Consider the following 15,910-nt stretch of genomic DNA (forward strand, 5'->3'; position numbering starts at 1 on the left):
ACGCAAGGTGCCATCGAGGATGTCCTCCGGGAAAACACCCAGCGACTCGCCGATGCGCAATCCGTAACAGGCCATGAGTCATACTGCTGGCTCCAAGCGGGTCTGCTTTGGTCAAGGCCCTCAAGGCCGACGGCACACGCGCGACGCTGAGATCGCCCTGCACGCCCTCAGCGACGAGCGAAGCCAAGAGATTGACGGAACCGGCCATCACCGCGATCAGCGCCTCGTCGGGTGCAGGATCCGACATCGGGATCTCACCAAGGTGCCGGGTGCGGCGTACGTCCTGGACCGCTCCGTCTCGGAAGATTCCCTCGCCCTCGACGCGTAGGTGGACGGCAGGGAAGCAGGCCGGCACCCGGGGCAAGGTCGGCAGACGACGCCCAGGACAGCACGGCTTCGGTCAACTCGTTCATCCAAGGCTCGTGTCGTTCGTTTGGTTCGACTCGGGATATCCAGCCCAGTAGCGCCGGCGTTGAAAGGCGTAGGTCGGCAGTTCCACGGTCCGTGCTCCTCGGCCGACGTAGTACGTGGTCCAGTCCGGTGCGCACCCGCCGACGAACAGCGACGCGAGGATCTCGGTGACCGCGGCTACGGCGGTCACCGAACCAGCCGTCCGGACCACGGTGAGACCCTCCCTCACGGGGTCGGTCGGCAACGCGCCAGCCAGATCGATCACCAGGGACGCGCCTGCGGATCCCAGGCCCCGCGCGAGAGATTCCGTGTCGGCAGCCACGTCTGCCCAGTGGCCGGGGGCAGTGAGGCCGGTCCGGGTGAGCCTGGCGCCGCTCCGGTCGCACACGAGTGGAATCCGGGGTTCGGTGAAGTCGAGGCTTCGAGGATCCCCGGCCGCTAGGAGCCGCAGGGAATCCGGCAACGGCAGCGCGCCGGAGACGTGCGCAGCCAGGATTCGGCCGCGGCTCCATCCGGCGACGGCGCTGGGCCTCACCGCCAGCGCTTCGAGCAGGCGGTGCACGCCGAGTTCGACCGCGAACGTGTATTCCGGCGCCGAGGGATTCCGATCGTGTGCCAGGGACAGTGGTTCCGAGATCGCGGGGAAGGCCTCGGCGAGTTCGGCGGCGCTGTTGGCCGGCCACGGGCAGCTGCCGAACACGATTGCCGGCTTGCCACGCAGCCGTGCGCCGGTCACGACGTTCGCGGCTGTGCGGCCCCCCTCCAGGGCGCGCAGTCCGGCCAGCAGCTCGGTCCGGTCCGTCCCCCACACCACGGCCCGGTGATCCATCACGGACCGGGTCGTGGCCAGGGACCACGCGATGTCGAGGACGCTCGTCCCGGCGCGTTCCTCGGCGAACGCCCGTAGTCGCCCGGCCTGTTCAGCCAGTGCCGGACTGCTGTGAGCGGAGAGCACCCAGGCGGTGACCGGCAACGGACGCAAAGGCTCACTCGGGCGGTCCGGGACGGGGGCGGCCTCCTCCAGGATCACGTGGGCGTTCGTACCGCCGACGCCGAACGCGGACACCGCGGCCCGTCGGGGACGGCCCGGTGCCTGCCAGGGCCGTCGGGCGGTGAGCAACGCTATGCCGCCCGACGACCAGTCGACCTCGGGGGTCGGTGCGTCGATGCGAGGGGTGGCCGGGAGAACGCCGTGCCGCATGGCAAGCACCGTCTTGATCACGCCGGCCACCCCCGACGCAGCCTGGGTATGACCGATGTTGGCCTTCAGGGCCCCCAGCCACAATGGCTGATCACCAGTCCGTGACCGGCCGTACGTCGCCAGCAGGGCATTGGCTTCGATGGAGTCACCAAGGATGGTCCCGGTTCCGTGGGCCTCCACGACGTCGACCTCCGCCGCGGACAGCCGGGCATCGTCCAGGGCTCGGCGGATGAGCCGTTGTTGTGCGGGGCCGTTGGGCGCCATCAGACCGTTGGAGGGCCCGTCGTGGTTGACCGCGCTACCACGGACCACTGCCAGAACCCGGTGGCCATGGCGTCGCGCGTCCGACAACCGTTCCATCAGAAGCATGGACGCGCCCTCCGCGAAGCCCGTGCCGTCGGCTCCGGCGGCGAACGATTTGCACCGGCCGTCGGCCGACAGCGTGTGCAGATGGGCCAGCTCGACGAGGGCACGCGGGTCGGTCATCACGCATACGCCGCCCGCCAGCGCCAACGTGCACTCGCCCGAGCGCAGGGAGCGGACGGCCAGATGCAGGGCCACCAGGGAGGAGGAGCAAGCAGTGTCCACCGTCAGGGCCGGCCCCGTCAGGCCGAGTTGGTACGCGATCCTTCCGGACAGCACGCTGCCGTTGTTGGACGTGAGCCCAAAGTCATCCGGCTCAGGCGAGGGCACGAGCGGATACGGCGCGTGTGTGGCTCCGACGAATACTCCCGTGTCGCTGTGGCGCAGCGAGTGCGGGCCGATTCCCGCCCGTTCGATCGCCTCCCAGGACACCTCCAGCAGCAGCCGTTGGTGCGGGTCCATGGCCGTGGCCTCGACGTGGGACAGACCGAAGAACTCTGCGTCGAAGTCACCGACGTCGGACAGGAAACCGCCGTAGCGGGCATAGCTGCGCCCGGTGGCTGCGGGGTCCGGGGCGTACCACTCGTCGGTTCGTGCGCCCCTGTCCTCCGGATAGGAAACCCGTACCGAGTCGCCTCGATCGAGGAGCCGCCAGAGCTGTTCCGGGCTGTCGATACCACCGCAGAATCTGCAGGCCATGCCAATGACGGCGATCGGTTCGGTCGCGGCCTCGGTCAGTCGACGGTTCTCCTGGCGCAGACGTTCGTTCTCCTTCATCGAGGCGCGCAGGGCTTCGACGAACTCTTCGGTCTTGCTCATTCATGCTCCTCGCTCTGAGAACGGAACAGCCGCAGCAAGTCCTCGCCGTCCATGTGGTCCAGTGCGTCAGTGTCGACGGCGGCCGGCCGATCGGCCGCGGGGGCGGCGGTTGCCGGCGTTCCCTCTTGCCGGGGCAGGAGACGGTCTCGGAGGTAGACGGCGACATCGTTGGGGGCGGGGTGGTCGAACACCAGTGAGGCAGGCAGGGCCAGCCCGGTCTCCGCCCGCAACCGGTTGCGCAGGTCGAGTGAGGCGAGGGAGTCGAATCCGGCGTCCCGGAACGGTCGGCGTGGGTCCGTCAGTTCTCCGCCGCGGATCAGGGCGACCTGTGACATCACCAACTCGATCAGCACCTCCTCCTGCTCGGCGAGAGGAAGGCCGCCGAGGCGGGTCAGCAGCTCTTCGGAGTCGTCCTGCTGCCGCTCGGCAGGCTGGTCGGCAACCCGGCGGGCGGTGTCGCGTACCAGGTGCTGCAGAAGAACCGGCACGTTGTTGCACGCGTCGTGCAGAGCCGGCCAGTTGAGCGAGACAGGGGCGAGCACCGGACGGCCGCCGACCACTGCCGCATCGAAGAGCGCCATGCCCTCGGCGTCGGTCAGCGCCCCGATGCCCTGGCCAGCGATACGGCGGAAGTCGTTGTCCTCGAGATGGCTGCCCATTCCGCTTTCGTGTTCCCAGAGCCCCCAGTCGAGTGCGAGGGCCGGCAGCCCAAGGCTGTGCCGGTGCTGCGCCAGGTCGTCCAGGAAGCCATTGGCCGCGGCGTAGTTGCTCTGTCCAGCGCCTCCGAAGACCGCGCCGGCGCTGGAGTAGAGAACGAACGCGGCCAGGTCCAGGTGTGCGGTGAGAGTGTGCAGGTTCCAGGCTCCTGCGACCTTCGGCCGCAGGACGGCATCGACCTGGTCGGACGTCAACGTCGACAGGACGCCGTCGCTGAGTACGCCCGCGGTGTGCACAACGGCTCGAAGCGGTGCGTCCGTCGGCACGGCGGCCAGCAGATCGCTGAGGGCGACGGGGTCCGTCACATCGCACGAGTGCACCGACACACGCGCACCCGAGGCCTGCAGCTCGGCTTGGAGTTCGGCCGCGCCAGGTGCGTCAGGACCCTGACGGCTCACCAACATCAGGCTGTGGGCCCCGTGTTCGGTCACCAGATGACGGGCCAGCAGTGAGCCGAGACCGCCGGTTCCACCGGTGATCAATACGGTGCCGGGCTCGCTCCAGGTCACCGGTTCGCCCTCGGCGGCCGCGGTGCGGAGCAGTCGTGGCATCTGCACCGTGCCCCCACGCACCCTGAACTGACCGTGCCCGGCGGCCAGGGCGCCGGCTGCGAGGTCGAGTCCGCTGGCGTCCTCGACATCGGCGAGCACCAGCCGGTCCGTGTGCTCCAGTTGCGCGGACCGTACCAGGCCCCAGTAGGCGCCGGCCCCGAGGCCGGGCCCTTGCGTGACGCACACCAGGCGCGCGGAGCTCAGCCGGTCCTCGGCCAGCCAGGCGTTGAGCAGATGCAACACGGCCTTGATCCGGGTGTGCACCGTGTCGGGGACGTCCGGGGAGCCGTCGACCGCGGGCAGCGGCAGGACCACCACCTGCGGCAGCTCCGGCGTCGACAGGAGAGCGGCCAGGTCGGGGCGGCGCGGCAGATCGGGAAAGCGTCCTGTCTGGAACGGGTCGAGTACGGTCCACCCGGCTGTCGGCACCCGGTTCACCGGCACTGGGGTCCAGTCGACCTGGAACAGTGCGTCCAAATGTCCGGCACGGGCGGCTTGTAGCCATTCCGACTCCACTGTCCGCAGCGCTGATGTCGCCGTCAGCACCGGAGCCCCCGTGTGGTCGGTGGCACGTACGGTCACGGTGCCGTCCTCCGCGGTGGCGAGGTGTACGCGTACGCGGGTGGCGTTGACGGCGTGCAGACGCACGGCCCGCCACCGGTCGGGGACCTCGGGCAGGTGCGGAGCCACCATGGTGTCCAGCAGCACCGGGTGGACGGCGAACCCGGACGCGTGCAGGTCGTGAGGCAGCGTCAGCTCTGCGAAGACCTCGTCCCCGGCAAGCCACACGCGTTGTACGCAACGCGGAGCCCCATCCGAAACATGGAGGGCCTCGACATCGATCTCCGTGGCGTGCGGCGGCAACCATGAGTCCGGACTGTCCGGGCGATGAACGACCGGCTCGGGGGCCAGGACGCCCGTGGCGTGGCGCACCCAGGCATGGTCCGTACCGCTGTCCGGTCTGGAGTGCACCGCAAGGCTTCGCCGCCCGGTGTCGTCGGGGGAACCGACGGTGATCTGCAGGCGCAGACCGCTGTGTTCGAGGAGCACGGCCACGGATTCCACGTCCAGCTGGTCGACCAGGCCGCAGCCGACGCGAAGGCCGGCATGGAGCGCCAGTTCCAGGAGGACACCGTTGGACAGCACCGCATCGCCGCGCACGCGCTGGGACACCAGCCACGGGTGGTCGTTCGCGGACAGTGACGCGCTCAGCACCAGTCCGTCATCGGGCAGGTGCACCACGGTGTCGAGCAGGGGGTGACCGGTGTCGGCGCTCCGCGCGCCTGCCTTCGGCCGGGTCATCCAGAGGTGTTGGTGCGTGAAGGCGTATGGCGGCAGGTCCACCCTGCGCGCGTCGGGGAGATGGGGAGACCAGTCGACGGGTACGCCGGAGACATACAGCGCCGCTGCCGCGGACAGGAACTGCTGGAGGTCGCCCTGTCCTCGGCGCAGCGTCCCCGTGACCACCGGTGCGGGAACTCGCTCCGCCAGGGTGTCCTCGAGGCCACCTGTCAGCACCGGGTGTGGTCCGACCTCGACGAAGACCCTGTAGCCCTGAGCCGCGAGAGCGTCGACTGCCGCGTGGAACCGCACGGGCTCACGCATGTTCCGGTACCAGTAGACGGCGTCGAGTTCCGCGGTGTCCACGAGTCGGCCGCTCACGGTCGAGTAGAAGGGGATGTCCGACGTCTGGGGCGTGACCGGTGCCAGGGCGGCGAGGAGTTCCTCGCGCAACGTCTCGACCTGCGCGCTGTGCCCGGCCGCGTTTCCCCCGCGGATGCGGCTCGCCCGCAGCCCTTCGGCGGCCAGCTCCGTTTCCAGTTCGTCGATCGCCACCGACTCACCTGAGACGATGGTGGCGGCGGGGCCGTTGATCGCCGCGACCGACAGGGCATCCCCCCATCGTTCGATCCGCTCCTCGATCCGTGCGGCCGGAGCAAGCACGGACAGCATCGCGCCCTTGCCGGAGAGAGCCACGAGCGCCTTGCTGCGCAGCGCCACCACACGCACGGCGTCGCGGAGCGAGAGGCCTCCGGCCACATGGGCCGCCGCGATCTCGCCCTGTGAGTGGCCCACGACGGCGGAGGGTTCCACACCGAGGGAGCGCCACAGGGCAGCCAGGGAGACATTGACCGAAAACAGCACGGGCTGCAGGACGTCGATGCGATCCAGCGAGGCGGCTCCGGGGACCTGCCGCGCGACATCGAGCATGGACCACTCGACGAAGTCGGACAGTTCTGTGGCGCACGCCGCCATCGAGTCGGCGAAGACCGAGGATGCGTCCATGAGTTCGGCTGCCATCCCGAGCCACTGCGTGCCCTGCCCCGGAAAGACGAACACCACACGGTGGTCACTGCCGGAAACAGTGCCGCGCACCACCTGGGCGTGCGGTACACCCGCCTCCACGGCGGCCAACCCGTCCAGCAGGGCCTGTCGGTCGCTCCCCAGAACAACGGTGCGCTCGGCCAGCGGGGCCTTTGCCGTCGCCAGGGACCACCCCACATCGACGGGATCGGCCTCCAAAGCGCTGGGGTGACGACGCAGGCGGGCCGCCTGTACAGCCAGCGCCGGGGTGTCGACGGCGGACAGCGTCCAGGGAACGACAGCCGTGCCGCCGGATTCACGGGCGGGACCGGCTGTCGGCGCGACGCCTTCAAGGATGACGTGCGCGTTGGTCCCGCTGATGCCGAAGGAGGAGACGGCCGAACGTGGAAGGCGTCCCGTTCGGGGCCACGGCTGGTGGTCACCGAGCACATGGACCGTGTCGGCAGACCAGTCCACCAGCGGCGAGGGCTCGTCGGCGTGGAGTGTACGCGGCGCTGTCCCGTGGCGCATCGCCATCACCATCTTGATGACTCCCGCGACTCCGGCGGCCAGTTGGCTGTGCCCGATGTTGGACTTGATCGAGCCGAGCAGCAGCGGTCGTCCGCTGGGGCGCTGTCGTCCGTAGGCGGCGATAAGTGCCTCCGCTTCGATCGGGTCGCCGAGCGCGGTTCCGGTGCCGTGCCCCTCGACCACGTCGATGTCCGCCGGTTCGAGTCCGGCGTCGGCGAGCGCCTGGCGGATGACGCGTTGCTGGGCGGTGCCATTCGGCGCGGTGAGGCCGTTGGACGCACCATCCTGGTTCACCGCCGAACCGCGGACGACGGCCAGTACGGGGTGACCGTTGCGACGGGCGTCCGAAAGACGTTCCAGCACCAGCACTCCGACGCCCTCGCCCCAGCCGGCACCGTCCGCGCCGGCACCGAACGCCTTGCTGCGTCCGTCTGCGGCCAGCACCCGCAGCGCTCCGAACTCGACGAACGAACTGGGCGTCGCCATGACAGTGGCGCCGCCGGCCAGCGCCAGCGTGCACTCTCCCCGGCGCAGGGACTGGACGGCGAGGTGCAGCGTGACGAGCGAGGATGCGCAGGCTGCGTCCACGGTGATCGCCGGACCCTCCAGACCGAGGGTGTAGGCGACCCTGCCAGATGCGACCGCCGCGGTATTGCCAGTGCCCAGATAGCCGTTGTACTCGGTCAGATCGTGGTGCGGCCATGAGTAGTAGCCCATGTCGGCCACACCGGCGAAGACCGCGGTCTGACTGCCGTGCAGCGCGGCGGGATTGATTCCGGACCGTTCCAACGCCTCCCACGCGCATTCCAGAAGGAGGCGCTGTTGGGGGTCCATCGCGACGGCCTCGCGCCGGGAGATGCCGAAGAACGCCGGGTCGAATGCCCCTGCGTCATGCAAGAACCCCCCTCCTCGGACGTATGTACTTCCCGGCTTGGCGGACTCGGAGTCCAGTAGTTCGTCGAGGTTCCAGCCGCGATCGGTGGGAAACCCGGTGATGGCGTCGCCACCGGCGGCCACCAGGTCCCACAGTTCTTTCGGGGAACCGACTCCCCCGGGAAAGCGGCAGCCCATCCCGACGATCGCGATCGGCTCGTGCGCCACGGCGGGGGTGGCGGAAGGCCGGACCTCCCCGCCCGGCGCGGCCGAACCCCGCGTCCGCGCGGCCCTGTCGTCGACGGCCTCCAGGAGATGCCTGGCTACCGCCAGCGCCGTGGGATGGTCGAACACCAGGCCGGCGGGTAGCTGACGTCCCGTGAGCAGCCCCAGACGGTTGCTCAGCTCGACCGCGCCGAGCGAGTCGAACCCGAGGTCCCGGAACGGCCGGTCCGCCGGGACGTCGTGAGGTCCGTCATGACCGAGCACCTGCGCGGCATGGGTGCGCACCAGGTCCAGCACGCGGGCTTCCCACTCGTTGCGGGGCCGGCCGTCCAGCAGGCGGAGCAGGGTGTCCGCGCCCTGCGCTTCGGTGGGCGCGCGGAGTGCCGTACGCCGTGCGAGACGGAGCAGCGGCGCGGGTACGTGCTCGTGACCGGACCGGAGCGTGGACCGATCCAGCCCGATCGGCACGAGTACGGCGCGTCCGGGGGAATCCGGCCAGGACCTCGAGTCCGTACCGGCGTCGAGGGCGAGGGCCGCGTCCAGCAGGGCCAATGCGTCCGGCACGGCCAGTGCCGGCAGGCCCCACCGCCGCGTCCGGCGCAGGTCCCTGTCGGTAAGCCGCGCGCCCAGCCCCGTCTCGACGTCCCACAGACCCCAGGCCAGGGACTGTGCCGGCAGGCCCTGGGCACGACGATGGCCGGCCAGGGCGTCGAGGAACACATTGGCCGCGGCGTAGTTGCCCTGTCCCGCGGCCATGACCAGTCCGCCCGCGGAGGAGAACATGACGAACGCGTCGAGGCACAGGTCCTTCGTCAGCTCGTGCAGATGCCAGGCGGCATCCGCCTTGGACCTCAGCACCGCGTCCATCCGCCGCGGGGTCAGCCCCCCGACCAAGGCGTTGTCGGTGACCCCGGACGCATGCACCACGGCGGTCAGCGGCCGGTGCGCGGGGATCCGCCGCAGCAGAAGTGCCAGTGCGTCGCGGTCCGCCGCGTCGCACGCGGCCACCGTGACCTCGGCGCCCAGCCGTGTCAGCTCCGCGCGCAGTTCTTGCGCGCCGGGCGCGTCCGGTCCGCGGCGGCTGGCCAGCACGAGACCACGCACGCCGTGCACGGTCACGAGGTGACGCGCCACCAGTGCGCCCAGCCCACCGGTACCACCGGTCACGAGGACCGTCCCACCACGCCGCCAGGAGGCGGCCCGGCCTGCCTCGGGCACCTCCGGTATTCGCGCCAGACGCGGGACGAGCGCCCGCCCGGAGCGCAGCGCCACCTCGGCCTCGCCCGAACGGGCGGCGGCCGCCAGCCGGTCGTCGTCCACGTGGGCATCGTCGACGTCGATCAGGACGAACCTGCCGGGGTTCTCCGCCTCCGCCGCGCGGACCAGGCCCCAGACCGGGGCGTGGCGCAGATTCACGTCCTCCCGGCCGGAGGCGGCAACCGCGCGACGGGTGACGACGGCGAGGCACGAGGAAGCGAACCGTTCCTCCGCGAGCCAGGTCTGCACCGCCTCCAACACCTCGGCGGCCAGGGTCCGGACACCGTGGGGCACGTCCCCTTCGTCGGCGGAGCCCGCACACCGCATGACGACCACGCGGGGGACCTCGACGCCGCCACGGGCCACGGCCTCGGACAGGGCCTTGACGTCGCGGAAGGCCGGCAGGTCGACGCCGTTCGCCTCCGCGTGGTCCCCCACCACGACGACACCGCCCTCGTCCGGCGCGGGATGCGCCTGATCCGCCAATGGCCGGTTCTCCCAGCGCAGGCACAGGAGCGCCGCCTGCGACTCCGCACCGGACGCGGCGGCGGGGCGCTCGGGCGCAAGCAGTTCCATGCGCAGGGAGTCCACCGCCGCGACCGGCCGCCCACTCGGATCGGCCAGTCGCAGGCCGACGGCGTTCGTGCCGCGCGGCACCAGGTGCACCCTGAGTGCGTCGGCCCCCGTTGCGTACAGGGTCACGCCGGACCACAACGAGGGCACCTCGATCCCGTCCGTCCCGGGCCGCGCCGCCGACCACGGGTGGGTGGCGGCCTCCAGCAACGCCGGGTGCAGCAGAAAGCCGTGTGCGCGACCGGCGTACTCTTCCGGGAGCGCCACCTCCGCGAACACCTCCTCGCCGCGCCACCAGGCCGCTTGCACCCCGGCGAAGAGCGGGCCGACGTCGCGGCCCCGCCGAGCCAGCCCCGCGTAGAGGTCGTCGATGTCCACCGGAACGGCACCCGCCGGCGGCCACTGCACGAGGTCGAACGGTGCCGTGCCCAGCTCCTCCGTCAGCACCCCGCTCGCCCGGCGCGCCCAGCCGGAGCCGGTGCCCTCGGCCTTGGAGTAGACCGTCACCGTCCGTTCGCCACCCTGTGCCGCACCGACGACGACGCGGAGCCTCACCGCGTCGCGCTCCAACGGCACCGGCGGACCCTCCAGGGCGAAGTCCTCGAGCCGGCCGCAGCCCACCTCGTCACCGGCCCGCCATGCGAGCTCCACCAACGCGCTCGGCGCGAGGACCGCGCGGCCGCCCACCTGGCGGTCGGCCAGCCAGGGGTGCTCCCTTGGGGAGATCCGTCCGGTGAGCACCACACCGCCCGACTCCGGGGACTCCGTGGCCGCGCCCAACAGCGGATGCTCCACCGAATCCAGGCCCAGCGAGGCGGGATCGCCGCTTCGGTCCGGGGCTGTGAGCCAGTGACGTCGCCGCTGGAACGGATAGGTGGGAAGTTCCGCGGGGGCGGCACTCCTCCCGGGAAGGATCCGCTGCCAGTCCACGGGCACGCCCGCGACATGCAGCCGGGCCGCCGCGGAGAGCACCGCGTCGGCCTCAGCGCGGCCGGCCCGCAACGCCGGTACGAGAAGGGCCCCTTGGCCCGTCGCATCCCGTCCCACCGCGGAGAGCACCGCGTCCGGCCCCGCCTCGACGAAGACGCCGACGCTGTGCCGTTTCAGGTACTGAAGGACGTCGTGGAACCGTACTGCCTCCCGCGCATGGCGCACCCAGTACTCCGGGTCGGTAGCCTCGTCGGCCAGAAGAGTGCCGCTCAGACCCGAGACGATCGGAACACGGGGAGCGGAATAGGCCAGCGTGCGCGCGACCTGCCGGAACTCGCCCAGCATCGGTTCCATCAGCGGTGAGTGGAACGCGTGTGACACCCGCAAGCGCTTGACTCGGCGTCCCCGCTCCGAGAAGTGCGCGGCGATGCGCAGGACCGCGCCCTCGTCTCCGGAGACCACGACGGAGTCGGGAGCGTTGACGGCGGCCACGTCGACCGTCGGACCCAGCAACGGCCGCACCTCGTCCTCGGCCGCCTGGACGGCGACCATCGCCCCGCCGAGCGGCAACGCCTGCATCAGGCGGCCCCGAGCACCCACCAGGAGCGCCGCGTCCTGCAGCGAGAGCACCCCGGCCACGTGCGCGGCCGCAAGTTCCCCCACCGAATGTCCGGCCAGAAAGTCCGGTTGGATGCCCCAGGACTCCAACAGCCGGTACAGCGCGACCTCCACCGCGAACAGCGCGGCCTGGGCGTACTGCGTCTGCTCCACAAGCCCGGACTTCGGTGAGCCGTCGACGGCGAACAGCACGTCGTAGAGGGGCCTGTCGAGCTGAAGGTTGAGGTAGCCCGCGGCGTCGTCCAACGCCTGCGTGAACACCGGGTAAAGGCGGCGGAGTTCTTGTCCCATTCCCAGGGCCTGCGCACCCTGGCCGGGGAAGAGGAAGGCCACCCGGCCCTCGGCGGAGCGACCGCTCACCAGTCCGGGGCTCTCCCGGCCCCCGGACAACGCTTCCAGCCCCCGGGCGAGATCGTCGCGCCCGGAGCCCCACACCACCGCACGGTGCTCCAGCAGCGCGCGCGAACCGGCGAGCCCCCGGCCCACCGCGTGCAAGCGTCCGTCGGGCGTCGCGTCCAGGTGGGCCCGCAGCCGGGCTCCCTGAGCGCGCAGGGCCTGCGCGCTCTTTGCGGACAGTGCCCACGCTATGGGGAGGCGCCCGGGCGTCGCTGCAGCCGACGGTTCGCCCGGGTCTACCGCCGGGGCCTGTTCGATGATCACGTGCGCATTGGTGCCGCTGACACCGAACGAGGAGATGCCGGCCCGGCGCGGCCGATCACCGTCCGGCCAGTCCACCGACTCGGTGAGCAGCCGGACGTGGCCCATTGACCAGTCCGCGTGCGGCGTCGGCTCGTCCACGTGCAGTGTCTTGGGCAGGACTCCGTGCTGTATCGCCCCGACCATCTTGACGACACCGGCGACACCGGCAGCGGCCTGCGTGTGCCCGATGTTCGACTTCACGGATCCCAGCCACAGAGGACGCTCCTCGGGACGTTCCTGGCCGTAGCTCGCCAGCAGCGCCTGCGCCTCGATCGGGTCTCCCAGCGTGGTGCCCGTCCCGTGTGCCTCCACCACGTCCACGTCCTCGGACGTCAGCCCCGCCGAAGCAAGCGCATCGTGGATCAACCGCTGCTGCGCCGTGCCGCTGGGCGCCGTTGGGCCGTTACTGGCACCGTCCTGGTTGACCGCGGAGCCCCGGACCACCGCGAGAACGGTGTGCCCCAGACTCCGGGCGTCGGAGAGCCGCTCCAGCACCAACAACCCCGCGCCTTCTGCGAAACCGGTTCCGTCCGCCCCCGCTGCGAACGACTTGCACCGTCCGTCCGGTGCGAGGGCCCGCTGCCGAGAGAACGCGGTGAGGACACCCGGGCCGCCCATGACTGCGGCGCCTCCTGCCAGCGCGAGCGAACACTCGCCCCGGAGCAACGACTGCGCCGCCAGGTGTACCGCGACCAGTGAGGAGGAGCATGCCGTGTCGACGGTGATTGCCGGCCCTTCCAGCCCCAGGCTGTACGCCACTCTGCCGGAGGCAACGCTGCCTGCGTTGGCAGTCATCAGGTAGCCCTGCAGATCGTCTGGGGCCTCGTGCACACGCACGCCGTACTCGTGGTTCTCGACGCCGACGAACACACCGGTCCGACTGCCACGCAAGCCCGCGGGGTCGATTCCCGCACGCTCGATCGCCTCCCACGACACTTCCAGCAACAGTCGCTGCTGCGGGTCCATTGCGGCTGCCTCGCGGGGACCGATACCGAAGAAGTCGGCGTCGAACTCGGTGGCCGTATCCAGGAATCCGCCCCGTGCGACACCACCAACCCCCGGGGCGGCGTGATCCTGCGCGAAGACGCGCGCCAAGTCCCATCCACGGTCGGCAGGAAGCTCCGAGAGGGCTTCCCTGCCCTCCGACACCAGCCTCCAGAGGTCCTCGGGCGAGTGCACATCCCCGGGGAAGCGGCAGCCGATTCCGACGATCGCAACGGGCTCGTCGTGCGGGACCGGCTGCGCGGGGGGAGCGGACGGCGGGTCCGCCAGTCCGAGTTCCCTGCGCAAGTGGTCGGCCAGCGACCGGGGAGTCGGATGGTCGAAGGCGATCGTGGGCGGCAGATGCATCCCGGTCGCCCGGTTCAGACGGTCCCTCAAGGCGACTAAAGCCAAGGAACCCAGCCCCAGCTCTCGGAGCGTCGTGTCTGCTTGGATCCGTGGCAGGGCATCCGCATCCGTCGCTTGCAGCGCCGCCCGTGTGTGTTCCACGACCAAAGCGAGGAGCACTTCGTTCTGCTCATGCTCCGGTAGTTTCGACAGCTGCAGAGCGAGTCCCGCCCCCGACGCCACCTCACCCTCCGGCCGGTCGACCGGGCCGGTCGTGACATCAGGGCCGTCGAACTCGGTCATTTGCGTATCCCATGCCCTAGAGGGTTGATCCTTCTCGCGGGGTACCATGCACGGCATAAATAGAAGATTGATACTCGGCCAGTCAACGGGGGTTGACCAAGTGTCGTTACGTCATGAAATTGCCGCGAGCCTCGTTCCCGGTCGCACTTCCGTCCCTGGAAATCCGCCCATGACGGACATCACGTTCACCGTCCTGGGTGCGGTCCGTGCCTGGAGCGACGGAGTCGAACTGGACCTGGGATATCCCCAACAACGCGCCGTTCTGGCCGCCTTACTCGTACGGGGAGGGGCCAGCGCGACGCTCGAAGAGCTGGTCGACGATATCTGGGGCGCGGATGCCCCCCATTCGTCGGCACGTCAGATACGTACCTATATCTACCGCCTCCGGAAGATACTGGGAGCGCGCGGCAGGCAATGCATCAGGTCGATCGGGGGTGGCTACCTCCTCGAATCCGGCCCCGAGTCGAGTGACCTCTTCCGATTCACGCAACTCGTCACCCAGGCGCGCGAGTCGCACCGGGCCAGCGATGCGATGTCCGCAACGGCTCGCTATGCCGATGCCCTCGCCCTGTGGACGGGGACCGCGCTGGCAGGCATCCCAGGCCCCTACGCGGCCACCCAGCGAATTCGACTCACCGAACTGCAGTTGGTCACTGAGGAAGAGCGACTCGCCTGCACGCTTGAGCTCGGAGCCTACAACCAGGCCGCCGCCGAGCTCTCCGCGTTCGTCGCCTCCCATCCGCTGCGCGAACGTCTCTGCGAGCTAAAGATGTTGGCGCTCTACGGCGCCGGCAGGCAGGCCGAAGCCCTCGAGTCGTTCTACACGACCAGTCGCCGACTGAGGTCGGAGCTGGGGGTGGCACCCGGTCGGGCGCTGAGCACGGTGCATCAGCGCATCCTGGATAACGACCCCATGCTGCTGTGTGCCGCTCCCGCCGCAGCGCCCACTTTGGGGCCGACGCGATCAGCCAGAACGGTCCCCCCGACGCCTAAGCCGGCGCAGCTGCCTGCGGACCTGCCTCACTTCGTCGGACGCACGGCCGAACAGACAGCCATCACCGCTCTGGCCGGGAAAACGGAGCGCACGGTGGTGATTTCCACCATCACCGGTCCGGCGGGCGTCGGGAAGACAGCACTGGCCGTGCACTGGTCCCACAAGGCCGCACGGCTGTTCCCGGACGGCCAACTTCATGTGAATCTGCAGGGATTCGGGCCCACCGGCACTCCACTGGAGCCCGCCGCGGCAATCCGCGGATTCCTCGATGCTCTCGGAGCTCACCCGGAGCGCATTCCGGCGGAATTCGAGAACCAGGTCAGGTTCTACCGCAGCCTTCTCGCGGGACGGCGCATGCTCGTCGTGCTCGACAATGCCCGCGACTCTGGTCAGGTCAGGCCCCTATTGCCCGGCACGGCGGGTTGTCTGGTGCTGGTGACCAGCAGAGACCGACTGCCGGGCCTGATCGCCTTGGACGGTGCCTGCTCTCTGCCGCTGGACCTACTCAGCGAGGCCGAGTCACGTGAACTGCTGACACTCCGGCTGGGGGCGGAGCGCGTCGCAGCCGAACACGAGGCGGTCGAGGAATTGATCGCGCTCTGCGCCCGGCTCCCGCTGGCACTGAACGTCACGGCGTCCCGCGCCACCGCCGTGCGCCCGGTCTCCTCTCTGGCGTCACTGGCCGCCGAGCTTCGCGAACCTCACGGTCGGATGGCCGCCCTCGACGTGGGCGATGCGCTCGCAGATGTCCGGACGGTGTTCTCCTGGTCCTATCGCCTGCTGGGCGAAGAGGCGGCGCGGATGTTCCGGCTGCTCGGCCTGCACCCGAGCGGGGACATCACGGCTTCCTCCGCCGCCGCTCTGGCTTCCTGCGGTCACGACCAGGCGCAAGCGCCCCTGGAGGCGCTCGCCCGCGCTCATCTTCTGACCGGAGTCGTTCCGGGGCGGTACTCCCTCCACTCCGTGCTGCGCGCCTACGCCGTTGAGCTGTCTCGGATCCACGACTCCGGTACCCCTCACCTCTCATGAGACACCGCTAGGGCCTGTCCGATGGGTCAGGGTCGGGCCCGCGGGGTCTGGCACGGCACTCCCCCAGCTAACGCTGGGGGCACCCCCACGCGGCGTTGCCGAAACGTCCCAATAGCTCCGCTATCGAGACGCTCCGGCGCCTTGCGATGCACCGCACCAGACCCCGCGGCCTTTCCGACCCTG

At 70.3% G+C, this 15,910-nt stretch carries 3 protein-coding genes; 1 reads left to right on the forward strand and 2 read right to left on the reverse strand.

Annotated features, from left to right (window positions below):
- Positions 1–409: 409 nt before the first annotated feature.
- Together AB0D04_RS32735 and AB0D04_RS32740 are read right to left on the reverse strand one after the other, a co-directional pair.
- Positions 410–2,794, reverse strand: a complete 2,385-nt coding sequence (locus tag AB0D04_RS32735; protein ID WP_362710793.1) for a type I polyketide synthase — start codon at positions 2,792–2,794, stop codon at positions 410–412.
- A complete protein-coding gene (locus AB0D04_RS32740) occupies positions 2,791–13,704 on the reverse strand; it encodes a type I polyketide synthase (RefSeq protein ID WP_362710796.1) in 10,914 nt (3,637 codons plus the stop codon). The genes AB0D04_RS32735 and AB0D04_RS32740 overlap by 4 nt, the downstream gene beginning before the upstream one ends.
- A 169-nt stretch (positions 13,705–13,873) precedes the next feature.
- Between AB0D04_RS32740 and AB0D04_RS32745 the strand changes: the two genes are divergently transcribed.
- Positions 13,874–15,727 carry a BTAD domain-containing putative transcriptional regulator gene (locus AB0D04_RS32745; protein WP_362710799.1) on the forward strand — a complete coding sequence of 618 codons (1,854 nt, stop codon included), beginning with the start codon at positions 13,874–13,876 and terminating at the stop codon, positions 15,725–15,727.
- Positions 15,728–15,910: the final 183 nt, after the last annotated feature.

The sequence above is a fragment of the Streptomyces sp. NPDC048483 genome, from assembly GCF_040651455.1.
Taxonomy (GTDB): Bacteria; Actinomycetota; Actinomycetes; order Streptomycetales; family Streptomycetaceae; genus Streptomyces.

Coding starts and splice junctions, on each gene's coding strand:
- AB0D04_RS32735 (WP_362710793.1), bottom strand. CDS start 2,794: ATGAGCAAGACCGAAGAGTTCGTCGAAGCCCTGCGCGCCTCGATGAAG.
- AB0D04_RS32740 (WP_362710796.1), bottom strand. CDS start 13,704: ATGACCGAGTTCGACGGCCCTGATGTCACGACCGGCCCGGTCGACCGG.
- AB0D04_RS32745 (WP_362710799.1), top strand. CDS start 13,874: ATGACGGACATCACGTTCACCGTCCTGGGTGCGGTCCGTGCCTGGAGC.